Origin of the sequence: Enterobacter cloacae complex sp. 2022EL-00788 (genome assembly GCF_026627565.1) — a bacterium.
Classification (GTDB): Bacteria; Pseudomonadota; Gammaproteobacteria; order Enterobacterales; family Enterobacteriaceae; genus Enterobacter; species Enterobacter pasteurii.
In genome coordinates, this window is record NZ_JAPNMC010000001.1 from 57,126 (window position 1) to 81,982 (window position 24,857).

A 24,857-nucleotide genomic window follows, 5' to 3' on the forward strand; every position below is an offset into this window, starting at 1 on the left:
AGGAATGCGACAAAATGTATAAAAAACGCACGCTTGCCGTGATGATAGGCATGCTGGCCGGCAGTACCTCTGTCTTTGCCCAGACGAATATGAACAGTATCGAAGCCCGCCTTGCAGCGCTGGAGCAGCGCTTGCAGGAGGCGGAAACCCGCGCGCAGGTTGCTGAAAAGCGCGCCACGGCGGCGGAACAAAAAACGCAGCAACTGGTGGCGGCCCAGCAGAAAACGCAAACCACCACCCGGGAGGTGGCGCAACGTACCGCGGCACTGGAGAAAAAAGCCGACCGCAGCAGCGGCTTTGAGTTTCACGGCTACGCCCGCTCCGGCCTGCTGATGAACGACGCGGCCTCCGGCAGCAAAAGCGGCCCGTACCTGACTCCCGCCGGGGAAACGGGCGGGGCCATCGGCCGCCTGGGGAACGAAGCGGACACCTACGTTGAGCTGAACGTTGAGCACAACCAGACGCTGGAAAATGGCGCCACGACGCGCTTTAAGGCGATGCTGGCCGACGGTCAGAAAACCTATAACGACTGGTCGGCCGACAGCAGCGACCTGAATATTCGTCAGGCCTTTGCCGAGCTGGGCAATCTGCCGGACTTCACCGGCGCGCTGAGGGGCAGCACCTTCTGGGCGGGTAAACGCTTCGATCGCGATAATTTCGACATTCACTGGCTGGATTCCGACGTGGTGTTTCTCGCCGGAACCGGCGGCGGCGTGTACGACGTGAAGTGGAACGACACGCTGCGCAGTAACTTCTCTCTCTATGGCCGCAACTTCGGCAGCGAGGAGGAGATCGACAACAACGTACAGAACTACATCCTCAGCATGAATCACTTCGCCGGGCCGTTGCAGGTGATGGTCAGCGGCCTGCGGGCAAAAGATAATGACGACCGTAAGGACAGCAACGGCGATGCGATTAAAACCGACGCGGCGAATAACGGCGTGCATGCCCTGGTCGGTCTGCATAACGACAGTTTCTACGGCCTTCGCGAAGGTTCCGCCAAAACGGCGCTGCTCTACGGCCACGGTCTGGGTGCAGAGGTGAAGAGCATCGGCGCTGACGGCGCGCTGCTGTCGGAAGCCGATACGTGGCGCTTTGCAAGTTACGGTGTCACGCCGCTGGGCGGTGGCTGGCACGTTGCGCCCGCCGTGCTGGCGCAGAGCAGCAAGGACCGCTACGTGAAGGGCGACAGCTACGAGTGGGTCACGCTTAACGCCCGCCTCATCAAGGAGGTTACCCAGAATTTCGCCCTCGCGTTTGAGGGCAGCTATCAGTACATGGATTTATCCCCTGAAGGCTACAAGGATCGCAGCGCGGTAAACGGCAGCTTCTACAAGCTAACCTTTGCCCCGACGCTCAAGGCGGGCAAGATTGGCGATTTCTTCAGCCGTCCGGAGCTGCGCCTGTTCGCCACGTGGATGGACTGGAGCAGCAGGTTGGATAACTATGCCAGCGATGACGCCTTTGGCAGCAGCGGCTTCAACGCAGGCGGGGAATGGAACTTTGGGGTACAGATGGAAACCTGGTTTTAACCCTGTACGCTCCCGCACCGCGGGGGCGTTTTGAACATCATAAAAAGAGGTCAGGAAGAGGTATCTATGGATTTTAATCAAATTGCCCGCGAGCTTATTCCGCTGCTCGGCGGCAAAGAGAACATCGCCAGCGCGGCGCACTGCGCGACGCGACTTCGTCTGGTCCTGGTCGATGATGCGCTTGCCGACCAGCAGGCCATCGGCAAGGTTGAAGGCGTAAAGGGCTGTTTTCGTAACGCCGGACAGATGCAGGTGATCTTCGGTACGGGGGTGGTGAATAAAGTTTACGCGGCGTTTATTCAGGCGGCAGGGATTAGCGAATCCAGCAAGTCGGAGGCGGCGGATATAGCGGCACGCAAGCTGAATCCGTTCCAGCGCATCGCCCGTTTGCTCTCCAATATCTTCGTGCCGATTATTCCGGCGATTGTGGCCTCCGGCCTGCTGATGGGCCTGCTCGGGATGGTGAAAACCTACGGCTGGGTGGATCCGGACAACGCGCTTTATATCATGCTGGACATGTGCAGCTCGGCGGCGTTTATCATTCTGCCGATCCTGATTGGCTTCACCGCCGCGCGCGAGTTTGGCGGCAACCCGTATCTGGGGGCTACGCTGGGCGGCATTCTGACGCACCCGGCGCTGACTAACGCCTGGGGTGTGGCGTCCGGCTTCCAGACCATGAACTTTTTCGGCCTTGAAATCGCCATGATTGGCTATCAGGGGACCGTGTTCCCGGTGCTGCTGGCGGTGTGGTTTATGAGCATCGTGGAGAAGCAGCTGCGCCGGGCGATCCCGGACGCGTTAGATCTGATCCTGACGCCGTTCCTGACCGTTATTATCTCCGGCTTTATCGCGCTGTTGATTATCGGCCCGGCGGGACGCGCGCTGGGCGACGGCATCTCCTTCATCCTCAGCACCCTGATTGCGCACGCGGGCTGGCTGGCGGGACTGCTGTTTGGCGGCCTGTATTCGGTCATCGTCATCACCGGTATTCACCACAGCTTCCACGCCATCGAGGCCGGGCTGCTGGGCAACCCGTCGATAGGCGTTAACTTCCTGCTGCCGATCTGGGCGATGGCGAACGTGGCGCAGGGCGGGGCGTGTCTGGCGGTGTGGTTCAAAACTCGCGATGCCAAAATCAAAGCCATCACGCTACCGTCGGCGTTCTCGGCGATGCTGGGCATTACCGAGGCGGCGATTTTCGGCATCAACCTGCGCTTCGTGAAGCCGTTTATCGCGGCGCTGATTGGCGGCGCGGCGGGCGGCGCCTGGGTGGTTTCGGTGCACGTTTACATGACCGCCGTCGGGCTCACCGCCATTCCCGGCATGGCGATCGTACAGGGCAGCTCGCTGCTCAACTATATTATCGGCATGGTGATTGCCTTTGGCGTGGCGTTTACCGTCTCCCTGCTGCTGAAGTATAAAACGGACTCTGAATAATGACCTCTGCTTCCCGCTGGCCTGCCGTGCTGCAGGCCGTAATGAAAGGCCAGCCGCGCGCGCTGGCGGACAGCCACTATCCCCAGTGGCATCCTGCGCCGGTGACGGGGCTAATGAACGATCCGAACGGCTTTATCTGGTTTGCCGGACGTTACCACCTGTTCTATCAGTGGAACCCGCTTGACAGCGATCATCGCTACAAGTGCTGGGGCCACTGGAGTTCAGCGGATATGGTGCACTGGCGGCATGAGCCCATGGCGCTGATGCCCGACGAAGACTATGACCGTAACGGCTGTTACTCCGGCAGCGCCGTGGATGATAACGGCGCGCTGACCCTGTGCTATACCGGCAACGTCAAGTTTGACGATGGCGGCCGTACCGCCTGGCAGTGTCTGGCGGTGCAAAATGACGATGGCACTTTTAGCAAGCTGGGGCCGGTGCTGCCGCTGCCGGAAGGGTATACCGGACACGTCCGGGATCCGAAGGTCTGGCGCCAGAACGGGCTGTGGTACATGGTGCTCGGCGCGCAGGATCTGCAGAAGCGGGGCAAGGTGCTGCTGTACAAATCCGGGGATTTACGCTGCTGGCAGCCCTGCGGTGAAATTGCCGGACACGGGGTGAACGGGCTTACGGATGCCGGGTATATGTGGGAGTGCCCGGATCTGTTTGCGCTCGACGGCACGCACGTCCTGATCTGCTGCCCGCAGGGGCTGGCGCGCGAGGCGCACCGCTATCTCAACACCTATCCGGCCGTCTGGATGAGCGGGACGTTTGATGAGGAAACGGCTGCCTTTGCGCACGGCGAGCTGCACGAGCTTGATGCCGGTTTCGAATTTTACGCGCCGCAAACCGCGGAGGCAGAGGACGGCCGACGTATTCTTATCGGCTGGATGGGCGTGCCGGACGGGGAGGAGATGCTCCAGCCGACCCGCGCGCACGGCTGGATCCATCAGATGACCTGTCCTCGAGAGCTACGCTTTCGCGACCGTAAGCTCCTGCAAACTCCGGTGCGCGAGCTGGAAACGCTGCGCGAGGAGGAAAATTACTGGCAGGGTCGCGCCGACGATGCGCCGGAACTGGACGGAGCCCGCCTGGAGTTCGAGCTGAGCGCCTCGCGCGTAAGCGTGGATTTTGCCGGGACGTTGCGGCTCGCTGTCGATGACGAGGGTATACGCCTGGAGCGGGCCAGCCTGAAAACCGGAGAAACGTTAACCCGCTACTGGCGGGGAGAGGTGCACCATCTGCGCGTGCTGTGCGACCGTTCCAGCGTTGAAATTTTCATCAATCACGGTGAAGGGGTCATGAGCAGCCGCTATTTTCCCGACCATCCGGCACGGGTGCGCGTCGAAGGTGCGTCCGACATCACATTACGCTACTGGTCGCTGCGCAGCTGCATGATAGAATAGCGGTTTTGGCAGCCGGAACCAGGTCGTTGTGAGAAAAACAAAACGCGTTACCATTAAAGACATTGCGGAGCTGGCGGGGGTGTCAAAAGCCACCGCCAGCCTGGTGCTGAACGGCCGCAGCAAAGAGCTTCGGGTGGCGGAGGAGACGCGCGAGCGCGTGCTGGCGATTGCCAAAGAGCACCATTACCAGCCCAGCATTCACGCCCGTTCGCTGCGGGATAACCGCAGCCACACCATTGGTCTGGTGGTGCCGGAAATCACCAACTACGGTTTTGCCGTCTTTTCTCACGAACTGGAGACCCTGTGCCGCGAGGCGGGCGTTCAGCTGCTGATCTCGTGTAGCGATGAAAATCCGGGCCAGGAGACGGTGGTGGTCAATAACATGGTGGCGCGCCAGGTGGACGGGCTGATCGTCGCCTCCAGCATGCTTAACGACGCGGACTATCAGAAGCTGAGCGAACAGCTGCCGGTGGTGCTCTTTGACCGCCATATGAACGACAGCTCTCTGCCGCTGGTCATCACCGATTCGATTACCCCTACCGCTGAACTGGTAGCCGAAATTGCTCGCCAGCATCCAGATGAGTTCTATTTCCTCGGCGGACAGCCGCGGTTATCCCCGACGCGAGACCGCCTGGAAGGGTTTAAGCAGGGGCTGCGCGACGCCGGCGTTGAGTTACGCCCGGAGTGGATCATTCATGGCAATTACCACCCGAGCTCCGGCTACGAAATGTTTGCTGAACTGTGCGCGCGCCTTGGCCGCCCGCCTGAAGCCCTCTTTACCGCCGCCTGCGGTCTGCTGGAAGGGGTGTTACGCTACATGGGCCAGCATAACCTGCTGCAAAGCGAAATACGCCTGGCCAGCTTTGACGACCACTATCTGTATGATTCTTTAACCCTTCCCGTTGATACCATCCGCCAGGACAATCGCCAGCTCGCCTGGCACTGCTTCGATCTGATTGGCAAACTGATTGAAGGAGAAACGCCGGAGCCGATCCAGCGGAAGCTGGACGCCACGCTGCGGCGGCGATACAGCGGCACGAAATAAAAGCGACTTACGGATACATCAATAACTTTAATTAATTAAAGATCTGATTCAGCCGATAACCAAAGGGAAATTATATCTCTGAGGTGTGTTATGTCGTTGAAAAAATCATCACTGATTGTCCTGTTTTCCCTGCTTTTCTTCTTTGTGGCCAGCACCATTACCAGCGTTGGGCTCATCATAAAAAGTAATAATTCGCTGGATAACGTGAACAAAGAAATTCAGGTCGTGCTGTCCATCATCGACCCCATCAACCACAGCCGGACCCTGCGCGTCAGGGTTATGGAGTATGTGAAAATGGTGGAGGCAGGGGATACCTCGGATCGGTCTGCGAAGCTGGCATCGGTGAAAGAGGCGCTGACCAAAGCCGACGGCGCCTTTTCGGCATTTATGGCCGCGCCGCGTTTGCAGGATGAAGCCTCACTGATTACCGCCTACCGGGACGCGTGGCAAAACTACCGTAACCAGGGGCTGGAGCCGCTGATCGCCGCAGCCGCTTCTCAGGACGTGGCGCGATTCAACGCGCTCATTCCCGTGGTGTCTCAGCTCGATCGCCAGTATGAGATCGTGCTCGACCAGATCCTCTCCGTTCACCAGACGTACGCCAAAAGCCTGAACGAGGATGCGAGCAGCAATTTCGTGTCAGGGCTGGTTATCATCGCCAGCATTGCCCTGCTGTTTGTGGTGGTGATTATCGCCGTCAGCGTCCTGATGAAACGGGTCGTCTTCGCGCCGGTCAACCTGGCGCGCGAGCACTGTAGCCAGATTGCAGCCGGGAAGCTGGACGTTCCGGTACCCGTTAAGCCTCACTCAGACAATGAAATCGAACGCCTGATGGGATCGATGGAGCAGATGCGCCAGGCGCTGCTCGCGACCATTTCTCAGGTGCGCGATGCCAGCCATACCGTAACGCACGCGGCGCAGGAAATTGCCTCGGGCAATATCGACCTGGCCTCGCGCACTGAACAGCAGGCTTCCGCCTTAACCCAGACGGCCGCCAGCATGGAAGAGCTGAGCGCGACGGTGGCGAACAATACTGAAAACGTATTCCAGGCGGGTAAGCTGGTGCAGGACGCGGTGAAAAATGCGCGTACCGGAGAAGCGGTAACCCGCGACGTTATCGAAACGATGAATACCATCGCCTCTAACTCGAAGCGCATTGAGGATATCACCAGCGTGATTAACAGCATTGCGTTCCAGACCAACATTCTGGCGCTGAACGCGGCAGTTGAAGCGGCGCGCGCCGGCACGCAGGGGCGTGGCTTCGCGGTGGTGGCAAGTGAAGTTCGCACCCTGGCGCAGAAAAGCGCGGTGGCAGCGAAGGATATCGAACATCTCATCGCCCAGTCCGTTTCCAGCGTGAAGAGCGGCGCGGAGCTGGTTAACCGCTCGGGAGAGGTAATCGATTCTATTATTTCATCGGTGAATAAGGTTAATAGCCTGATGGAGCAAATTTCGGTCGCCTCCGAGGAGCAGAGCCGCGGGATTGGTCAGGTCGGGCAGGCCGTGACCGAGATGGATGGAGTAACTCAGCAGAACGCGGCGCTGGTGCAGCAGTCCGCCGCCGCCGCGGCCTCGCTGGAGGAGCAGGCGCAGCAGCTGTCGCAGAGTATTTCGAGTTTCAGCCTGCCCAGGACGGCATGACGGACAGGCGTTGACAGGGCAATAAACTTCGACCACTCTAAAAACAATATCTTAGAGAGGTCGTTATGCTTCAACGGTTTGCAAAGAAAAAGGCGCTGTTACTTTCTGCTCTGCTGGTTTCCGGGCTGGTCAGGGCAGAAGAGTCGCTTCCTGACGTGGTGAAGACATTCAGCGAGCAGCAGGACATCAAAATCATCAAGAAAATTGACGCCCCCGGCGGCGCGCCAGCGTGGCTGGGGCAATATCAGGATATGGGCGTCACCCTCTTTTTGACCCCTGACGGGAAGCATGTGGTGTCGGGCTATCTGTATGATGAGAAGGGAACAAACCTTAGCGAGGCCCTGTTCCAGAAAGAAATCTACGCGCCGTTGGGCCGCGAAATGTGGAAAAAGCTTAACGCGGCGCACCCGCTGAAAGAGGGCGCAGATACGGCGCCGCGTAAGGTCTTTGTCTTTGCCGACCCGTTCTGCCCGTACTGCAAGCAGTTCTGGGCTGAAGCGCAGCCGTGGGTGAAGGCCGGCAAGGTCCAGCTCAACACGCTGCTGGTCGCGTTCCTTAACCCGAAAAGCGGGCGTAACGCCTCTGCGATCCTGAATGCCAAAGATCCGGTATCGGCATGGAAAGCGTACGAACTGTCCGGCGGCAAAAAGTTGCCTAAACCTGACGGGGCGGCATCCCGGGAAACCGTTGAGATCCTGCAAAACCACCAGACGCTAATGGACAGCCTCGGTGCGAACGCGACGCCGGCTATTTATTATCTGAACGAGCAAAACGAACTGCAGCAGGTCGTGGGCATGCCGGACGCAAAACAGCTTGAGGCGATGTTCGGGCCGAAGCCGTAAGCGCGCAAAAGAGAGGCAGAAACGGGGCGTTTCTGCCTGTTCTCCTTCAGCTTCCCCAGCGCCCGCGAAGGTAATTCACCGCCTCCTGGGTCTGGGGCTGGTTAAGATAGTCTTCGCGAAACAGGATCGTGCCCTTCACGTCCGGCAGTGAATCATTCAGATCCAGCTGTTTTTTCAGCTCCGGCACGCCGCCGTTCACCGTCCAGTCCGGTTCGTTTCGGGAAGGCGCGCCGACTTTATAAAACGCAATACCGATATAGAGGCGGGTATGGGTCGGCTTCACCACGTCGGCCCACCATTTTGTCAGCACATCGTAGCGCGCGGCATCCCGGGCGAACGGCCAGTAGATCTGCGGCGCGATGTAGTCCAGTAAGCCCTGCTGTACCCACTTGCGGGTGTCCGCGTAGGATTCATCATAGGCTGCCGCGCCGCGCGTGTCCGAGCCCGCCGGGTCGAACGAGCGGTTGCGCCAGACGCCTGCCGGGCTGACGCCAAATTCAACCTCAGGTTTAGCCTGCTTAATCGCCCGCGAAACCTGCACAATCAGCTCCTGCGTGTTGTGCCGCCGCCAGTCCGCTTTTGACGCAAACCCCTCGCCGTAGCGCCTGAAGGTGTAAGCATCGTTCAGGGTGGAGCCGGGCGTCTCCGTGTAGAAATAATCATCGAACTGTACGCCGTCAATGGCGTAGCGATCCACCACCTCCATCACCACACGGGTTATCCAGTCCCGCACTTCCGGAATGCCCGGATCGAGGACAAAGCGATCCCCTGAGGTGCGTATCCATTCGGGATGCTGCACGTAGACGCTGGAAGGGCGAAGCGACGAGGTCCGGTTAAGCGCGGCGATGGTCGAGGGCCTGGTGTTAGTGGAAACGCGATACGGGTTAAACCAGGCGTGAACCTTCATGCCGCGCCGGTGGGCCTCATCCAGCATAAACTGGAGCGGATCGTAGCCCGGGTATTCCCCGATAGTCCCCGTCAGGGTATCTGACCACGGCAGTATGTCGGAGGACCACAGCGCCGTACTGTCCGGTTTGACCTGGAAGAAGACGGTGTTAATTCCCAGGCTTTTCAGCTTGTCCAGTTTGTCCGTCAGCGCACGCTGCTGTTGGGCGATACGCTGCTCCGCGCTGCGGCCATTTACCGACGATACAGGCGGCCAGTCGAGGCGGGAGACGGTCGCCAGCCAGATCCCGCGCATAGGCTGGTTGGCCTGCGGTAGAGGTTTATTTGCCTGCGGCAGTGGCGTAACGAGCGACTTCGGCGGCGTGGAGGTGCAGCTTACAAGTAAAAGCGCGCAGCCAAGCAGCGCGCCGGTCCGTTTTACATGTCGCATCATTGGCGTATCAGCTCCTGGGTGTCCGGCTTTCCGTCCAGGGATTAAAGGCCGGTTCGTCCTGTTCTGCGGGACCGTCATCATGAAGGGAGTCAAGATAGAGGGCTTCAACTTCCGCGCGCGCCCACGGGGTGCGGCGCAGGAACTTCAGGCTCGACTTAACGCTCGGGTCTTTTCGAAAACAGTTAATTTTGATGCGGTTGCCCAGCTCGTTCCAGCCGTAGCGCGCAACAAGCGCGTTAACCTGCATCTCGAGCGTTACGCCATGCAAAGGATCGTTGGAAACAGGTGCAGTCATAGGCGTCCGGTAGTCTCATTTATTATGGGGAATGGAATAATCGATGAAAGGTTACAAGAAAGCAGGGGAAGCGGCAATTTAAGCGTGAGGTTCTTCACCCCGCAGGGCTGAGGGTTCCCCACAAATTAATGCGAGCACTAAGCAATCCCCTCGCCCCTCCGGGGAGAGGGTTAGGGTGAGGGGAACATACGGCGGTGGTGGTGATTCCGTTCACGTTATGTTCCTTGCTACTCTGTAACGACATGACCGGTGAACGTGCCAGGGTGGCTCAGTCGCCACCATCCTGGCGACCCGGGCTCCCGGCGGTAAATCGCCGCTTCGCGGTGCCCTCGGCTTATTCCTTCCGGCTTATCGGGTACGGGCGGATGTAACGTCCCTGTAAAGCCGCCCTCTCGGCGCATCCCTGCGCCTCGCCCCGGCCTGCAGGAAACGCCTCAGCGATTTACAGCCGGACCAGGGCATCGCTGACAGCCCTCAGTCATTCAGAAAGCAACATTATTGCTTCTGCTTAAAAATAACTGGGGAACCCTCAGCCCCGCAGGGGGGGGAAGAGAGGAGATTGCAGGGATAACCTTATTTTTTAAATAGCTCTGGGGCCCATGGCGTAGGATCTACCTCCATAAATGGCGCGCGTTCGAAGCGGGACTTCAGCGCCCAGGGCACCGTACAGTCAAAGATGGTTTTGCAGGTGATGCCGTTTCCACGAATGGAGGTGCTGTAGTCCGGAGCCTGAGACGGATCCAGCTGGTGGCCGCGGATCCCCGGCAGGTTGGTGATGCTTACATCTCCCTGCATGCGGGTGGTCATGGCCCACAGGAGGTCATCGCTGTCGAAAATATCCACATCCTCGTCTACGAGAATAATGTTCTTAAGCTCGGAGTAGGTGGCTAACGCGATCAGTGCCGCCTGGCCCTGGCGTCCTTCGTCTGAGGGCTGACGTTTTTTCACCTGCAGCACGCCAAGGAATTTGCCGCCGCCTGCGGTATGCGCATAGACGTTTTGCAGAAAACCGGGGATGGCTTCTTCCACCGCGTTGCGGATGCTGGCTTCGGTCGGTAAGCCCGCGAGCGTGGTATGCTCTTCGCCCGGCCCGACCAGCGTTTGCAGGATCGCCCGATGGCGCATGGTAACGGCTTTTACCTTAATCACCGGTAAGGAAGGGTTGGCCTCGCCGCAGTAGCCGGGGAATTCCGGCATCGCATGGCCGGTATGGGTGTGCTGGTCCTCTTTAACGCGCACGCCCGGCAGCAGCTCGCCTTCAATAACGATCTCCGCCCGGGCAATCGCTTTTTCCCGCACGGCCACGCCCTGAACCAGCTCAACCGGGGACTGACGCAGCGCGCCGGCGACGCCCAGCTCGTTATAGCCGAAGGGCGTGGTAGGGGCCTCAAAGCACGCGCCAATGTAGATAGCCGGATCCAGGCCCATATTGATGGTGACAGGCAGCGGTTTCCCGGCCTCTTCAGCTTTTTTGCGGAACACTTCGATATGGCGGCCCGCGGCAAGGAACATGGAGAGTTCGTCGCGCTCCTGAACGCAGAGGCGGTGAATGGTGACGTCGGTGAGCGACGCGTCTTCCGGGTCGCTTGCCAGCACCAGGCCCAGGCAGAAGAACGGGCCCGCGTCTATCGGGGTGTTCGTCGGTGCCGGCAGCAGCCTGCGCAGATCGAAGTCAGGATCGTCGGCATAAAACACCTGCTCCTGACACGGGGCCTGCGCCGCCGGAACGACAACCGGCGCCAGCGGATTTTTTACCGCATGACCGACGTGCTTCGCCAGCTCAGAAGGTTCGCAGCCCAGCAGCAGCGCCGCACGTTCACGGCTGGCGTGCATCCCCACCAGGATCCGGGAGCCGGGATAGCCTTTCACGCTATTAAACATCATGGCGGGCCCGGTGCGGGTTGGGCGTTTGACCGTGCCGCCGGCACCGATATGCCGGTATACCCCCGCCAGCTCCGCGTTGGGATCGACCGGATGGTTAGTTTCGATGTACTGGCCGTCGTGGCGCTGGAGCAGTTCGATGGCGCTTCTGAGATCGTTGATTGGGTTTTCCATATTTTCCTCCCTCGGATGAATTCGTCCATTGTCGGTGGAAGCAAATTCACCATCAATTGCATCATTCATGCTATTTTGATACGTATTTTCATATCAATTATTGGGGCACGTTATGCAGTTTCGCCTGATGCGCAATTTTATTGTGGTGGCTGAGGAGCTTCACATGCACCGGGCGGCGGAGCGTCTGAATATGGCGCAGCCGGCGCTGAGCCAGCAGATCAAAACCCTGGAAGAACGTCTGGGCGTGACGCTCTTCAGCCGGGCAAACCGTCGTCTGACCCTGACGCCCGCCGGTGAGGCTTTTCTTAACAAAGCCCGGGTCGCAATAATGATGACCGAGCAGGCTATCCTGGACGCCAGGCAAACCGCCAGAGGCGAGCAGGGGGTATTAAACCTTGGCTGCGTTTCGAGCGCGATGTTCGACAGCAAACTGCCCGCGGCCCTTCGCCAGCTTCACGCGAAATGGCCGGACATCACGCTGTCGGTCATGACCGGGAATGTGCAAACCCTCTACGGCGCCGTACAAAGCAACCAGCTGGATATCGCCATCATCCGCTCGCCGCTTCCGCCGCTGCCTGAGGATCTGCAAAGCCGTCCGTTTACCACAGAGAAGACGGTGCTGGCGCTGCCGGGCCAGCACCCGCTGGCGGGTTCGGCAGCGCTTACGCTTTCATCGCTGAAGGAGGAAAAATGGATTGCCCTGCGCGATCCGGAAGGCATGGGGCTGGAGCAGTACTTCTATGACGCCTGCCGCGGCGCGGGCATCCGGCCCAGCGTCGTGCAAAGCGCCACTGACGTCCCCACGGTGATAAGCCTTGTCTCCGCGGGGTTTGGGATTGCCATGCTGCCCGCCTCGGCAAAGGCTATCCGCATCGAGAACGTGGTCTGCGTGGAGATCCTCGACCGGCTCCGGGAGAGCGAGTTGACGCTGGTATGCCACCGGATCATACGCTCCGAGGTGCTGAAAAAGTTTCTCAGCCTCCTCGATCACGTCGGCCGTCCGGCGGCCTGAAGGAGCTGTTCGCGCAGCCAGACGTTAGCCGGATCCTGGCCGTTTTTCGGGTGCCAGTACATGCCTATGACGATCGGCTGGAGAGGCAGCGGCGGCGGAAACAGATCGAGCGTTTGCGCGAAGCGTTGCAGCATGCGCTTTGGCAGGGTACAGAGCAAATCAGTCCCGGCCACAATCGCAGGCGCCACGGCGTAGCTTTGCGTGGACATTACCACGCTTCGCTGGCGTCCAAGCCCGGCCAGATTCTGGTCGACAAAGCCTGCGAAAGGATCGCCTTCGGATGACACCACCAGGTGGGAAAGGGCGCAATAGCTGTCCAGATCCAGCTCCCCCGTTCCGCGCGGATGGCCCTTGCGCTGTGCCGTGGCGTACTCATCGTCAAACAGCCTGCGCCTGACCCACGCATCGTGCGCCCCCGCGTCAACGCCAACGTAAATATCCACCTCTCCGCTTTCCATTTGCGCGGGCAGTTTCTGGATTTCTCAGGCAGCGCAAAACGCAGGCGAACGCCCGGCGCCAGCGTGCCGATCTGATTCTGTAGCTCAGCCCCAAGCATCAGCGCCGGGTTTTCGTGCAGGCCGATAACGCCGGCTGGCTGATGCCCAGCCGCGCGGCCGCATGGGTAATGTTCCTGTCCCGGAGTAAGGCATCCAGCGCCAGGATCAGGTCCATATCCATATCGGAGGATGTCATCTTACTTTGCATCACGGTTGGTATAGGTAACGGGAACCCACGCGTAGCCTTCACGCTCGCCCCTGGTGACGTAACCAATACCCGGGAAAGGCAGATGCGGAGCCGCAATCAGCGCGCGGTTTTTGACAAACTCCGCGAACGCAGCGTTGCGAACCCGGGAGGCGCCGTCCTGATCTTCATCGTAGGCGATGGTTACATCAGGCTGAGGAAACTGAACCGCGGCGACGTGAATGATATCGCCGACAAAGGTTATTTTTTCACCCTGACGCTCAAGCGTATAGAACGCGGAGCCGGGAGTGTGGCCCGGGTGAACCGTGCCGCTGATCCCCGGCAGAAGCTGCTCCGTCCCGGAGAATGGCGTCACCTTTCCGGCGTCCAGATAGGGCTTCAGGGTCTTCTGTGCAATATCAAAGTAGTTCTGGTCATAGCCTGATTTTTTCTGATTCTCGTCGTTAAAGAAAAAATCGATGTCCGGCTTGCCGACGTACACCTGCGCATTGGCAAATACGCGCTGGCCGTCCTTCACCAGGCCGCCGGCATGGTCGGAGTGCGCATGCGTGATCAGAATGTCGGTAATATCCTGCGGCCTGATGCCCTGCGTCGCCAGGCTTTCAATCAGCCGTCCACCGTTTCCGGGGCCAAAGAGCTGGCCTGAGCCGGTGTCCACCAGGATCCGGTGGCCGGGCAGGGCGATATAAAACGCGTTGATGGACGCTTCAACCGGATTGGCCTGGAAGTTTTTAGCCAGTAGCGCATCGGTATTTTCCGCCGTCGTCCGGCGCAGCAGAGTATGAAGATCCTGCGGAACGCTGCCGTCCGTAAAGGCGGTGACGATCGTGTCGCCAACCTGCACGCTGTAGCCGCCAGCCTGCTGTTTAACCACATGCTGCGGGACATTCGCCGCCGCGTGGAACGCCGGAAAGAAAAGCGCAGAACCGGTCAACAGGGTTGATATAGCAAGTTTTTTCACAGTAAACATGATGGGCTCCTCAATAGTAAGTTCATCATAGTTCAACTGCGATTTTTGAGAACGGCCGGGAAGTGAATGTGACCTATCCATGGAATGGATAGGTCTGGGGAAGGGAATTACAGCACGCCCGTACCGCCGTCGGAACACCATACCTGACCGGAAGCGTATGAGCAGGTATCGGAGGCAAACAACACGTACAGCGGTGCGATTTCAACCGGCTGGCCCGGCCTGCCCAGCGGCGTATCTCCGCCGAACTGCTGTACCTTGGACTGAGGCTGACCGCCGCTGGACTGTAGCGGTGTCCAGTACGGCCCCGGTGCGACAGCGTTCACCCGAATGCCGCGCGGCCCCAGCTGCTTGGCCAGAGACTTGGTAAAGGCCACGTTACAGGCTTTGGTCTGGGCGTAGTCCACGAGGATCCCGCTCGGTTTGTACGCCTGAACGGAAGAGGTGTTGATGATTACCGCCCCTTCCTGCAGGTGGCGCAGCGCCGCTTTGGTGATCCAGAAAGGCGCATACACGTTGGTTTTGAACGTCGCGTCAAAATCAGCCGTGGTGAGGTTATCGATCGACTCGCAGTACTGCTGGCGACCGGCGTTATTCACCAGGATATCCAGGCCGCCCAGTTCGGCAACGGCTTTTTCCACCAGCGTATCGCAGAACGATTCCACGCGAATGTCGCCGGGAATGGCGACCGCTTTACGGCCTTCGGCCTGAATCAGCGCGATAACCGATGCGGCATCGGACTCTTCTTCCGGCAGATAGCCGATGGCAACATCCGCACCTTCGCGGGCGTAGGCGATGGCCACCGCGCGGCCAATACCGGAATCACCGCCGGTAATGAGCGCTTTTTTTCCTGCCAGCTTTCCCGACCCGATATAGCTTGTTTCACCATGATCCGGTAATGGCTTCATTTCCGATGCCAGCCCGGGGGCCATTTGCGGTTGTTCTGCAAACGGCGGACGAGGGTAATGCAGCGTGTGATTATTTCCTGTAGACATACCGGCCTCCTTAAATAGTGAATTCCAAGATTAGTCGCTAATTAAGCGCAAGCGGGCAAAACTGACAAATTCAGACAAATCTATATTCCATTACCTGCGGTAAATAATTCTTCAGGCCAGCATGTAATACCAGAAAAGCGCGACCTCATCTTTTTCCGGCAGCGCGTTGTAAAGATAGCGATCGTAACCGCCCAGAATAAAACCGTATTGCCGGTAAAACAGGCAGGCTGAAACGTTGACGTTCTGCGTCTCCAGCCGTAACCCGGGCGCGTTGATGCTGCGTGCCCACACGTGCGTGGCGGCCATCAGCTTGTGCGCCGCGCCCGTTCTGCGCTTTGAACGTTCTACCGCAACGTAATCCACGGAAATAAATTTATTCCAGTTGCAGGATGCGGTAATAAATCCGGCTATTTCTCCGTCATCCGTTTCGGCAATCAGAAATATGGCATCGGGATTAACGCGATGATTTTCCAGCGTCTGGAGATCGAGCTCATAGATTTTAAGATAAGGCTCGGCAAGCGCTTCGATATGCAAATCGCCATGGATAAACGGCTCTCTGGCAATGCGATCGACCGTGAAGGAAAAATCACAACATTCAAGACGGGGGAGGTCCGTACTTAATCCTTTTCGAATCTGCATGGTATTCCTTAAGTAAGAGTTATAAACAGATAATAGACGAAGCGGCATAACCTGCTGGCATAACACTCTGTTCATCCTGGTCTAAGCTTGTATCTCGTTCCGCGTAAAATGTGGTCATTCGAGGACAGTGAATGGAATTCAGAACATGTCGCAGGCACTGGGGTGCTGAATATATTTCCGATGACGTTGTACGTTTTCGCGTCTGGGCTGAAGGGCAAAGAGATCTCACGTTGCGTTTAACCGACACCGACATTCCGATGGCGGCGGTGGGCGACGGCTGGTTTCAGGTTGACGTGCCCGGCGTCACGCACGGTACGACGTATCAGTTTGTTTTACAGGACGGTATGGCGGTGCCGGATCCCGCCTCACGCGCGCAGCAGGGCGACGTCAACGGCCCGTCGGTCGTGATCGACCCGCGTCGCTACACCCCCGCTCAGGGCGAATGGAAAGGGCGCCCGTGGGAAGAGACGGTGATCTACGAGCTGCATATCGGCACCTTTACGGAGGAAGGGACGTTCAGGGCGGCCATCGAAAAACTGCCGTATCTCGCTGAACTCGGCATTACGCAGCTGGAGGTGATGCCCGTGTCCCAGTTCGGCGGATCGCGCGGCTGGGGCTATGACGGGGTGCTGCTGTATGCCCCGCACTCCGCCTACGGCACGCCGGATGACTTTCACGCCTTCATCGATGCCGCCCACGCGCTCGGGCTTTCGGTGGTGCTGGATATTGTGCTCAACCACTTCGGCCCCGAGGGCAACTATCTGCCGTTACTCTCGCCGGCGTTTTTCCATCAGGATCGTATGACCCCGTGGGGCAACGGGATTGCCTACGAGGTTGACGCCGTCCGGCAATACATTACCGAGGCGCCGCTGTACTGGCTGTCGGAGTACCATCTTGACGGCCTGCGCTTTGACGCCATCGACCAGATTAACGACGACGCAGAACCCCATATTCTTCCCTACATTGCGCAGCGGATCCGCGACGCGTTTCCGGATCGCCATATCCATCTCACCACCGAGGACAGCCGCAACGTGATTTTCCTGCATCCGCGCGATGCGAAGGGCAATACGCCGCTGTTTACCGCCGAATGGAATGATGATTTTCACAATGCCGCGCACGTTTTCGCGACCGGGGAATCGCACGCCTATTACCAGGACTTTGCCTTTGAGCCCGAGAAAAAGCTGGCGCGGGCGCTGGCCGAGGGGTTTGTCTATCAGGGGGAGATTTCGCTTCAGACCGGCAGGTCGCGCGGGGTTGAGTGTCGCGAGCAGCCTCCGCAGTTTTTTGTCGATTTTATTCAAAATCACGATCAGATCGGCAACCGTGCTCAGGGAGAAAGGCTCATTACCCTGGCGGGAGAGGATAAAACGCGCGTCCTGTTCGCCGCGCTGCTGCTCTCCCCGCATATTCCGCTGCTGTTTATGGGCGAGGAGTATGGCGAAACCCGTCCGTTCCTCTTTTTCACCGACTTCCACGGGGACCTGGCGAAGGCCGTGCGGGAAGGGCGCGCGAAGGAGTTTACGGGCCATACCGGCCACGATGAAGCCGTTCCGGATCCCAACGACGTCGATACGTTTATCCGCTCGAAGCCCGGCTGGGATAAGGCGCAAACCGAGGAAGGCAGAGCGTGGCTGCAGCTAACGCGCAAGCTTATCGCGCTGCGTCAGCGCCATGTCGTCCCGTTACTGAAACAGCCGGGCGCCGCAGAGGGTAACGTCCTGCAAACGGCGCTCGGCATGGTCGCGGTGAGCTGGCGTTTTCCAGCCGGGACGCTGTCGCTGGCGCTGAATATCGGTAAAAAGCCGCTCGCCTTACCGGACCTGCCGGGAAAAACGATCTTTAGCTGGCCGGAGGCAGAGGAAAACCTGCCGCCGAACAGCATTGTTGTTCGCTTTGCTGATGGAGAAGCAGCGCTATGATCCCGTCCTCAACCTATCGCATTCAGTTTCGCAACGGCATGACCTTCGATCGCGTAGTGGACCTGATACCGTACATGAAAGATCTCGGTATCAGCCATCTCTATGCGTCGCCGGTCTTCACGGCCACCACGGACTCCACTCACGGCTATGACGTGACCGACCCCAATAAAATCGACCCGGCAATTGGCGGGCGCGCAGGGTTCGACCGCATGGCGGCGGCCCTCCGGCAGGCGGGCATGGGGCTGATTCTGGATATCGTTCCTAACCATATGTCCACCTCGCTGGAAAACCGCTGGTGGCGCGACGTTATCGAAAACGGCAAACAGAGCCGCTACGCCGCCTTCTTTGACATCGACTGGTCCCGACCGCTAACGCTGCCGTTTCTTGGCGACACCTTTGAAGCGGAGCTGGAGCGGGGCGCTATCACAATAAAACGTGACAGTGTCACCGATAAGGCGGCGCTGGTGTATTACGACACCGCCTATCCGCTCAATCCCGGCACGTATAGTGAGGATAAGAGCATCGCTGAGATCCACGAGGCGCAAAGCTGGCGCCTGATGTCCTGGCGTGAAGCGCCGAAGCAGCTGTCGTGGCGACGCTTTTTTGAAATCACCGGGCTGGTGGGCGTGCGGGTTGAGGATGAAGCGGTCTTCGCGGATACCCACCGCCTGATCCTGGAGCTTGTTCACGCCGGGGTGGTGGACGGCCTGCGCATCGACCACGTGGACGGGCTTGCCGATCAGCTGGCGTATCTGCAGCGCCTGCGCGCGGCGACCGGGCCGGACTGCTACATCACGGTTGAGAAGATCCTCGCCAAAGGGGAGCAGCTTCCCACCGAGTGGCCCGTGTCGGGCACGACGGGCTATGAGTTTATCGCCTCCCTTGCCGAAGTGCTGGTGGACGATAACAACCTCTCGCGGCTGGAGGCCATCCACGCCGAAACGCTGGGCGCGCCCGTGGACACGCATGTAGAGCTGCGCAAGGCCAAAGGCCTGATGACCGATCGTAATTTCGAAGGCGAATTTACCACGCTGCTTGCTATTGCCTGCGAGCTGGCCCGGCACAACGGCGCCGAGGTGCAGCGCGACGATATCCGGCATGCCCTGCGCGAGCTGCTTATCGCCTTTCCGGTGTACCGCACCTACGGCACCGGCGAGGGGCTGACGCCTGCGGACGTGGCGCTGCTCGGCCGCGTGGTCGCCAGCGTTAACGCGTCGGAGCCCGCCCTGAGCCTGATCGTGCGTATTCTCACCGGCGATCTGCCGGAGCAGTATCGCGCGCTGGCCTCGCTTTTCCGCACCCGTTTTCAGCAGCTGACCGGGCCGCTGATGGCGAAATCGGTAGAGGATACGTTGTTCTTCCGCCACAACCTGGAGCTGGCCCTGAACGAGGTCGGCGCCGACCCCGCGCCGCGCGCGTTTTCACTCTCCCGCTTTCACCAGGAGATGCGCATTCGGCTCGCCCGTCAGCCCGACGCGCTGCTGGGCACCTCGACCCACGACACCAAACGCGGCGAGGATGCGCGGGCGCGGCTGTACACGCTGACGGAAGCGCCGGATCTGTGGGGGGAGAGCCTGGCGCGCTGGCGGCAGATGAACCAGACCCAGGTCCGGTTCCTGAATGACGGCACCGCGCCGAACGCCGCCGATACCTGGATGATCTTCCAGGCGCTGGCGGGCGTCTGGCCGGCATCGCTGTCGCCTGACGATCGCGACGGGCTTCAGTCGCTGGAGACGCGCTTCCTCGGCTTTCTTGAGAAAGCGCTGCGCGAGGCCAAGCAGCGCACCGACTGGATCGACAGCAACGAAAGCTACGAGAGCGTGGTGCTGGACTATGCGCGCCATCTGCTCTCCCCGGATAACACCCTGTTCCTGCACGATTTCAGCCAGGCGCTCCAGCCGTTTATTCGCGCCGGACTGATGAACAGCCTGAGCCAGACGGTCATCAAGCTGACCGCGCCCGGCGTGCCGGATATTTACCAGGGCAGCGAAGCGCTGAACTTTAGCCTGGTTGACCCGGACAACCGCCGGGAACCGGATTTCACCGCGCTGGCGGAGAACCTCAGCGCGGCGGATGGACACATCTTTAACGACGAGCAGCGCTGGCGAGACGGCAGCGTGAAGCAGTACGTCACCGCCACGCTGTTACGGCTTCGCCCGCATTACCCCGAGCTTTTCCGCTACGGCGACTGGCTGCCGCTGAAGGTAACCGGCGAGCGCGAGGAGAATCTAATCGCTTATGCCCGCCTGAAAGACGGCGAGGCGCTCATCGTCGCCGTTCCGCGGCTGGCGTTTGGCGTTAACGACAACGAGAAGCTGTGGGTTAATACCACATTGGCCATACCTCAGGAGCTGGCCGGGAAGCGCTACCGGGATCTGTTTACCGGTGAGAGTCGCGTACTGCACGAGACGCTGGATTTAACGTCTGAAAAGGGATGTTTGTTGGTTCTGCTTACCTGCGAATAATCGAGGAGAACAAAAATGCCAAAGGATACAACGTTTGAAATTCGGGCCGGTCACGGCCAGCAGCTGGGCGCAAACTATGACGGCAAGGGGGTTAACTTTGCGCTGTTTTCCGCGCACGCGGAGCGGGTGGAGCTGTGCCTGTTTGACCCTTCCGGGAAAACAGAAATCGCCCGCCTGCAGCTGCCGGAATACACCCATGAGGTGTGGCACGGCTATGTGCCCGACCTGAAGCCGGGGGCGCTGTACGGTTACCGCGTTTACGGGCCATACGATCCGGAGAACGGTCACCGCTTTAACCCGCATAAGCTGCTAATCGACCCGTATGCCCGCGAGCTGGCAGGGGATATCGAGTGGAACGATGCCCACTTCGGCTATGAGCTGGGGCACGACGAGCTCGATCTCAGCTTCGATACGCGAGACAGCGCGGCGTTTACGCCGAAATGCAAGGTCATCGACCCGAACGCCGTCGACTGGCAGGACTCGCGCCGGCCTGACGTTCCGTGGCCGCGCACCGTCGTCTACGAAAGCCACGTGAAGGGCTTTACCCAGCTTAACCCGGCCATTCCGCCCGAGCTGCGCGGTACGTTTGAGGGGATGGGGCATAAAGCCTCCGTGGACTACATCAAAAGCCTGGGCATTACCTCGGTGGAGCTGCTGCCGGTCCACTGGTTCCCGGACGATCGGCACCTGCTCGATCGCGGTCTTAAAAACTTCTGGGGCTATAACTCGCTCGCCTTCTTTGCGCCAGCGTCCCGCTATTACGGCCCGGCGGGGATCCAGGGCTTCCGCGATATGGTGCGCGCGTACCACGACGCGGGCATCGAGGTGATCCTCGACGTGGTCTATAACCACACGGCGGAGGGCAACGAGCTGGGGCCAACCCTGTCGTTTAAGGGGATTGATAACTTCTGCTATTACCGCACCATGCCGGATCGGCACCGGTACTACATCAACGACACCGGCACCGGCAATACCGTCAATACCTCGCATCCGCGCGTATTGCAGATGGTCATGGACTCGCTGCGCTACTGGGCGGAATCGATGCAGATTGACGGCTTCCGCTTCGATCTCGGCACTATTCTCGGGCGCGAGCCGGAAGGGTTCGATCCGCGCGGCGGATTTTTCGATGCAGTCACCCAGGATCCGGTGCTGTCGAAGCTGAAGCTCATCGGTGAGCCGTGGGATATCGGCCCCGGCGGGTATCAGGTGGGCGGCTTCCCGCCGGGCTGGGGGGAGTGGAACGACAAATACCGCGATACGGTACGGGAATACTGGAAGGGCGATAACGTCTCCACCGATTTTGCCGCACGCCTGCTTGGCTCCGGTGATTTGTACGATCTGCGCGGGCGTCGCCCGTGGGCCAGCGTCAACTTCATCACCGCGCATGACGGCTTCACGCTCAACGACCTGGTGTCGTACAACGAGAAGCACAATGCCGATAACGGGGAAGATAATAACGACGGCCATAACGATAACCGGTCATACAACTACGGCGAAGAAGGCCCGACGGAAAACCCGGAGATCATCGCGACCCGCGAGCGGCAAAAGCGCAACTTCCTCACCACGCTCTTGTTCTCCCACGGCACGCCGATGCTGCTGGCGGGAGATGAGTTTGGCCGCTCGCAGAAGGGCAATAATAACGGATACTGTCAGGACAGCGAGATCTCCTGGATAAACTGGGAAGGGCTTTCTGAAAACGACGATAGGCTGCGCGAATTTACCCGTCGGCTGATTGCCCTGCGCGCGGAGCAGCCATTGCTGCGGCGTGAAAACTGGCGCGACGGGCTGGAGATCCGCTGGTTTAACGCCGGCGGGGGGCTGCAGCAGTCGGAACAGTGGGACGAGGGCTCCACCCTTGGCCTTGCCATCAGCCGACCGGATCTCGAAAAGGAAGAGGGCGTCTGGCACGACGTGCTGATGCTGTTTAACCCGTTTGAAGGCACGGTCCCGTTCCAGATCCCGCAGTTCGGGGAAGGCGGCTGGGTGCTGGAGCTGTCAACGGCGGATGATGCCCCCATCGGGGAGATCATCACGGAATCCGTCGATTATGAGCTGGCCGGGCGGAGTATCACCCTGTTCCGCCGTCCTTAAAGCGAGGCCGCCGCGCGTGCGGCGGTATCATACAGGGACGAGATCGCGCGAAGCAGCTGCGCGGTCTCGCCAATCGACGTTCCCGGAATGCCGCTTTCCGCATGAATGGCGATCAGGCAGGCCTCCCGCACGTCCCGGTACTTCATGCACAGCGCTTTGCCTTCCTCCGTCGTCGAGAAAAAGAGCTCTTTCCCCGCTTTTTCACTGGTGACGTAACCCGCCTTTACCAGCTTTTTCAGCGCATACGTCACCACGTGGGTATCTTCCATGTTCAGCACAAAGCAGATGTCCGCCAGCTTTTTCTTGCGGTTGCGGTGGTTTACGTGGTGCAGAAGCGAGACGTCAAAGGCGCCCATATCCGGCTCGCCCGCCGCCGTCATGCAGCGCACCATCCACTTGTTGAAGGCGTTGCTGGTCATGATCAGCGCGTATTCCAGCTCCGATAGTTCGGCACACCGCTCTGAGACCAGATGACGGGAGGAGACGATACGCCCGTCCGCAATATCGTCGTGGCCTGGCGCCGTCTTCGTTTTGTCTTTTGTCATACCGATCCTTCTCCCGAAATGTAAACCCGTCGATAAAATAAGAACATTTTATTGATAAATTGTTTACATGTTTTTGACGTTCAGATATAGCTTTTTAGTGCAGGTTCTGTGGAGCCTGACGCAAAACACAACATCGCGCGCCGTAATGCACCGGCTTCGCTCTGCTGCGAAGTATAAAAAATAGCCGTCGGCGCGCAACGCTCACTTTGGATAGGGTAACGTTTATGGACAGTTCTACACTGTTGCCGCTTATCGGGATACCGGTGGTGGTTATTGGTTTTGCACTGCGCTTCAACCCGCTGCTGGTTGTCGTGGTGGCGGGGCTGGCGACGGGCCTGCTGGTTGGCATGGATTTCGGTATGCTGCTGGAAACCTTTGGCGAAAAGTTCGTGAATAGCCGATCGCTTGCCACCTTCATTCTGATCCTGCCGGTCATTGGCCTGCTGGAGTATTACGGGCTGAAGGAGCGGGCCCAGGCCTGGGTGGCGAAGATCGCCAGCGCGACCTCGGCGCGTATCCTGATGCTCTACTTTGTCGCCCGCGAGGGGACGGCGGCGCTGGGGCTGATGTCGCTGGGCGGCCACGCGCAGACGGTGCGCCCGCTGCTGGCGCCGATGGCGGAAGGGGCGGCGCTGAACGAATATGGCGAGCTGCCGCAGACTATCCGCGACAAAATTAAGGCGCACGCCGCCGCCTGCGACAATATCGCGGTGTTCTTTGGGGAAGATATCTTTATCGCCTTCGGCGCGGTGCTGCTGATTGACGCGTTTCTTAAAGAGAACGGGATCGAGGGGATCGAGCCGCTGCACATCGGCCTGTGGGCCATTCCGACCGCCATCGCTGCCCTGATTATTCACATGACGCGCCTGCTGCGCCTCGACGCCAGCATTCGTCGCGACGTGATGGCCTGGAAAGCAGAGCAGGGCACGCAGGAGATCGCATCATGATGACGCTCATCACCATTAACCGCGTGTACTACCTGATTGGCTTTGTTGTGATGCTGCTGGTCGTTATGACCCTTCGCGACCGCGCCAACCCGAAACGTTTTACCACCGCGCTGTTCTGGTTCCTGTTTGGCGGGATCTTCCTGTTTGGCGATCTGATGGTGCAGGAGCTGGGCAAGTCGCTGGCGTATCGCATCATTGGCGGCGCCGTTATTGTGATTGCGCTGCTGGCGGGTTTTGGGATGGTCGGGAAGGGGCATTATAAAATGTCCACCGAGGAGGAGCGCGTCGCCTCGTCGAACCGGCTGAAAAACTGGCTGTTCCTGCCGGCGCTGATGATCCCCGTGGTGACGGTCATCGGGACGCTGTTCCTGAAGGGCGTGTCGATTGGCGGCGTTTATCTGCTCGACCAGAAGCAGCTTACCCTGGCGGCGCTGTGCGTGGCCTGCGTGGCGGCAATCCTCACCGGCTGGTGGCTGACGAAAGGCACGCCGCTGCATGCGGTCCGTCAGTCTCGTCGGCTGGTGGATACCATCGGCTGGGCGGTGATCCTGCCGCAGATGCTCGCCATGCTCGGCGGGGTATTTGTGGTGGCCAATACCGGCGAATCGGTCCAGAAGGTGGTCAGCCTGTTCGTCAACCCGGACAGCCGCTTTATGCTGGTGGTGATTTACTGCGTGGGGATGGCGCTGTTTACCATGATCATGGGCAACGCCTTCGCCGCGTTCCCGGTGCTGAGCGCCGGTATCGCCCTGCCGTTCCTGATTAACGTTCATCACGGCAACCCGGCGCCGCTGCTGGCTATCGGGATGTACGCGGGCTATTGCGGCACGCTGATGACGCCCATGGCCGCCAACTTCAACATCGTGCCCGCCGCGCTGCTGGAGCTGAAGGACAAATATCAGGTCATCAAGATCCAGATCCCGACCGCGTTAACCCTGCTGGTGGTAAACGTGTTCTTAATGTATTTCCTCGTGTTTCGCTAA

General features: G+C 59.4%; 19 protein-coding genes and 1 pseudogene. 12 read left to right on the forward strand and 8 right to left on the reverse strand.

The window, feature by feature from the left end; translation table 11 throughout:
• Nucleotides 1-14 precede the first annotated feature (14 nt).
• The 6 genes from OWK27_RS00245 to dsbG all read left to right on the forward strand — a co-directional run bounded on the left by OWK27_RS00245 (nucleotide 15) and on the right by dsbG (nucleotide 7,903).
• The gene (locus OWK27_RS00245; RefSeq protein ID WP_267589493.1) at nucleotides 15-1,532 is read left to right on the forward strand and encodes a carbohydrate porin; all 1,518 of its coding nucleotides are present in this window, start codon (nucleotides 15-17) and stop codon (nucleotides 1,530-1,532) included.
• A 66-nt stretch (nucleotides 1,533-1,598) separates the two neighbouring features.
• Entirely contained in the window at nucleotides 1,599-2,969 is a 1,371-nt protein-coding gene (locus tag OWK27_RS00250) for a sucrose-specific PTS transporter subunit IIBC (protein ID WP_148419823.1), read from the forward strand.
• Entirely contained in the window at nucleotides 2,969-4,375 is a 1,407-nt protein-coding gene (locus OWK27_RS00255; protein ID WP_267589494.1) for a sucrose-6-phosphate hydrolase, read from the forward strand. Before OWK27_RS00250 ends, OWK27_RS00255 begins: the two co-directional genes overlap by 1 nt.
• Nucleotides 4,376-4,403: 28 nt before the next feature.
• Complete coding sequence (locus OWK27_RS00260; protein WP_252003735.1) at nucleotides 4,404-5,420, forward strand: LacI family DNA-binding transcriptional regulator; 1,017 nt, start codon at nucleotides 4,404-4,406, stop codon at nucleotides 5,418-5,420.
• Nucleotides 5,421-5,510: 90 nt separating this feature from the next.
• Nucleotides 5,511-7,061: a methyl-accepting chemotaxis protein gene (locus tag OWK27_RS00265; RefSeq protein ID WP_193355150.1), complete on the forward strand. Its 1,551-nt coding sequence runs from the start codon at nucleotides 5,511-5,513 to the stop codon at nucleotides 7,059-7,061.
• A gap of 65 nt (nucleotides 7,062-7,126) precedes the next feature.
• Complete coding sequence (gene dsbG / locus OWK27_RS00270; protein WP_267589495.1) at nucleotides 7,127-7,903, forward strand: thiol:disulfide interchange protein DsbG; 777 nt, start codon at nucleotides 7,127-7,129, stop codon at nucleotides 7,901-7,903.
• A 46-nt stretch (nucleotides 7,904-7,949) separates the two neighbouring features.
• Here dsbG and OWK27_RS00275 read toward each other — a convergent pair whose 3' ends face one another.
• The 3 genes from OWK27_RS00275 to OWK27_RS00285 form a co-directional block, all read right to left on the reverse strand.
• The gene (locus OWK27_RS00275) at nucleotides 7,950-9,242 is read right to left on the reverse strand and encodes a glycoside hydrolase family 10 protein (protein WP_267589496.1); all 1,293 of its coding nucleotides are present in this window, start codon (nucleotides 9,240-9,242) and stop codon (nucleotides 7,950-7,952) included.
• 7 nt (nucleotides 9,243-9,249) lie between these two features.
• Nucleotides 9,250-9,537: a VF530 family DNA-binding protein gene (locus tag OWK27_RS00280; protein WP_148419829.1), complete on the reverse strand. Its 288-nt coding sequence runs from the start codon at nucleotides 9,535-9,537 to the stop codon at nucleotides 9,250-9,252.
• 573 nt (nucleotides 9,538-10,110) lie between these two features.
• Nucleotides 10,111-11,592, reverse strand: coding sequence for a UbiD family decarboxylase (locus tag OWK27_RS00285; protein ID WP_267589497.1), 1,482 nt, complete (start codon nucleotides 11,590-11,592; stop codon nucleotides 10,111-10,113).
• Between the two features lie 112 nt (nucleotides 11,593-11,704).
• Here OWK27_RS00285 and OWK27_RS00290 point away from each other — a divergent pair, with 112 nt between their 5' ends.
• A complete protein-coding gene (locus OWK27_RS00290) occupies nucleotides 11,705-12,604 on the forward strand; it encodes a LysR substrate-binding domain-containing protein (RefSeq protein ID WP_267589498.1) in 900 nt (299 codons plus the stop codon).
• On the opposite strand, the pseudogene OWK27_RS00295 reads toward OWK27_RS00290, so the two are convergent.
• From OWK27_RS00295 to OWK27_RS00310, 4 genes and pseudogenes are all read right to left on the reverse strand, one after another.
• Nucleotides 12,580-13,297: pseudogene (locus tag OWK27_RS00295) on the reverse strand (LysR substrate-binding domain-containing protein). The gene OWK27_RS00290 and the pseudogene OWK27_RS00295 overlap by 25 nt on opposite strands.
• Nucleotide 13,298: 1 nt before the next feature.
• The gene (locus tag OWK27_RS00300) at nucleotides 13,299-14,276 is read right to left on the reverse strand and encodes an MBL fold metallo-hydrolase (RefSeq protein WP_193355144.1); all 978 of its coding nucleotides are present in this window, start codon (nucleotides 14,274-14,276) and stop codon (nucleotides 13,299-13,301) included.
• Nucleotides 14,277-14,383: 107 nt separating this feature from the next.
• Nucleotides 14,384-15,268: an SDR family oxidoreductase gene (locus OWK27_RS00305; RefSeq protein ID WP_148422675.1), complete on the reverse strand. Its 885-nt coding sequence runs from the start codon at nucleotides 15,266-15,268 to the stop codon at nucleotides 14,384-14,386.
• A 111-nt stretch (nucleotides 15,269-15,379) separates the two neighbouring features.
• Nucleotides 15,380-15,907, reverse strand: coding sequence for a GNAT family N-acetyltransferase (locus tag OWK27_RS00310; protein WP_267589499.1), 528 nt, complete (start codon nucleotides 15,905-15,907; stop codon nucleotides 15,380-15,382).
• A 131-nt stretch (nucleotides 15,908-16,038) separates the two neighbouring features.
• Between OWK27_RS00310 and treZ the strand changes: the two genes are divergently transcribed.
• The 3 genes from treZ to glgX are packed head-to-tail and all read left to right on the forward strand — an operon-like array spanning nucleotide 16,039 to nucleotide 22,382.
• Nucleotides 16,039-17,826 (forward strand): malto-oligosyltrehalose trehalohydrolase, encoded by a 1,788-nt coding sequence (gene treZ, locus OWK27_RS00315; RefSeq protein WP_267589500.1) that lies wholly within the window; start codon nucleotides 16,039-16,041, stop codon nucleotides 17,824-17,826.
• On the forward strand, nucleotides 17,823-20,291 hold the full coding sequence (gene treY / locus OWK27_RS00320) for a malto-oligosyltrehalose synthase (protein ID WP_267589501.1): 2,469 nt from the start codon (nucleotides 17,823-17,825) through the stop codon (nucleotides 20,289-20,291). The genes treZ and treY overlap by 4 nt, the downstream gene beginning before the upstream one ends.
• A 15-nt stretch (nucleotides 20,292-20,306) precedes the next feature.
• Nucleotides 20,307-22,382, forward strand: a complete 2,076-nt coding sequence (gene glgX / locus OWK27_RS00325; RefSeq protein ID WP_267589502.1) for a glycogen debranching protein GlgX — start codon at nucleotides 20,307-20,309, stop codon at nucleotides 22,380-22,382.
• On the opposite strand, the gene OWK27_RS00330 is transcribed toward glgX, so the two are convergent.
• Entirely contained in the window at nucleotides 22,379-22,927 is a 549-nt protein-coding gene (locus tag OWK27_RS00330; RefSeq protein WP_267589503.1) for a winged helix DNA-binding protein, read from the reverse strand. The two genes, glgX and OWK27_RS00330, sit on opposite strands and share 4 nt — an antisense overlap.
• A 224-nt stretch (nucleotides 22,928-23,151) precedes the next feature.
• Between OWK27_RS00330 and OWK27_RS00335 the strand changes: the two genes are divergently transcribed.
• Together OWK27_RS00335 and OWK27_RS00340 are read left to right on the forward strand one after the other, a co-directional pair.
• The gene (locus OWK27_RS00335) at nucleotides 23,152-23,874 is read left to right on the forward strand and encodes a DUF969 domain-containing protein (protein WP_148422681.1); all 723 of its coding nucleotides are present in this window, start codon (nucleotides 23,152-23,154) and stop codon (nucleotides 23,872-23,874) included.
• The gene (locus OWK27_RS00340; RefSeq protein ID WP_267589504.1) at nucleotides 23,871-24,857 is read left to right on the forward strand and encodes a DUF979 domain-containing protein; all 987 of its coding nucleotides are present in this window, start codon (nucleotides 23,871-23,873) and stop codon (nucleotides 24,855-24,857) included. The genes OWK27_RS00335 and OWK27_RS00340 overlap by 4 nt, the downstream gene beginning before the upstream one ends.

Coding starts and splice junctions, on each gene's coding strand:
- OWK27_RS00250 (WP_148419823.1), top strand. CDS start 1,599: ATGGATTTTAATCAAATTGCCCGCGAGCTTATTCCGCTGCTCGGCGGC.
- OWK27_RS00340 (WP_267589504.1), top strand. CDS start 23,871: ATGATGACGCTCATCACCATTAACCGCGTGTACTACCTGATTGGCTTT.
- OWK27_RS00255 (WP_267589494.1), top strand. CDS start 2,969: ATGACCTCTGCTTCCCGCTGGCCTGCCGTGCTGCAGGCCGTAATGAAA.
- OWK27_RS00305 (WP_148422675.1), bottom strand. CDS start 15,268: ATGTCTACAGGAAATAATCACACGCTGCATTACCCTCGTCCGCCGTTT.
- OWK27_RS00330 (WP_267589503.1), bottom strand. CDS start 22,927: ATGACAAAAGACAAAACGAAGACGGCGCCAGGCCACGACGATATTGCG.
- OWK27_RS00265 (WP_193355150.1), top strand. CDS start 5,511: ATGTCGTTGAAAAAATCATCACTGATTGTCCTGTTTTCCCTGCTTTTC.
- OWK27_RS00290 (WP_267589498.1), top strand. CDS start 11,705: ATGCAGTTTCGCCTGATGCGCAATTTTATTGTGGTGGCTGAGGAGCTT.
- OWK27_RS00245 (WP_267589493.1), top strand. CDS start 15: ATGTATAAAAAACGCACGCTTGCCGTGATGATAGGCATGCTGGCCGGC.
- OWK27_RS00285 (WP_267589497.1), bottom strand. CDS start 11,592: ATGGAAAACCCAATCAACGATCTCAGAAGCGCCATCGAACTGCTCCAG.
- treZ (WP_267589500.1), top strand. CDS start 16,039: ATGGAATTCAGAACATGTCGCAGGCACTGGGGTGCTGAATATATTTCC.
- glgX (WP_267589502.1), top strand. CDS start 20,307: ATGCCAAAGGATACAACGTTTGAAATTCGGGCCGGTCACGGCCAGCAG.
- treY (WP_267589501.1), top strand. CDS start 17,823: ATGATCCCGTCCTCAACCTATCGCATTCAGTTTCGCAACGGCATGACC.
- OWK27_RS00280 (WP_148419829.1), bottom strand. CDS start 9,537: ATGACTGCACCTGTTTCCAACGATCCTTTGCATGGCGTAACGCTCGAG.
- OWK27_RS00275 (WP_267589496.1), bottom strand. CDS start 9,242: ATGATGCGACATGTAAAACGGACCGGCGCGCTGCTTGGCTGCGCGCTT.
- OWK27_RS00310 (WP_267589499.1), bottom strand. CDS start 15,907: ATGCAGATTCGAAAAGGATTAAGTACGGACCTCCCCCGTCTTGAATGT.
- OWK27_RS00335 (WP_148422681.1), top strand. CDS start 23,152: ATGGACAGTTCTACACTGTTGCCGCTTATCGGGATACCGGTGGTGGTT.
- OWK27_RS00300 (WP_193355144.1), bottom strand. CDS start 14,276: ATGTTTACTGTGAAAAAACTTGCTATATCAACCCTGTTGACCGGTTCT.
- dsbG (WP_267589495.1), top strand. CDS start 7,127: ATGCTTCAACGGTTTGCAAAGAAAAAGGCGCTGTTACTTTCTGCTCTG.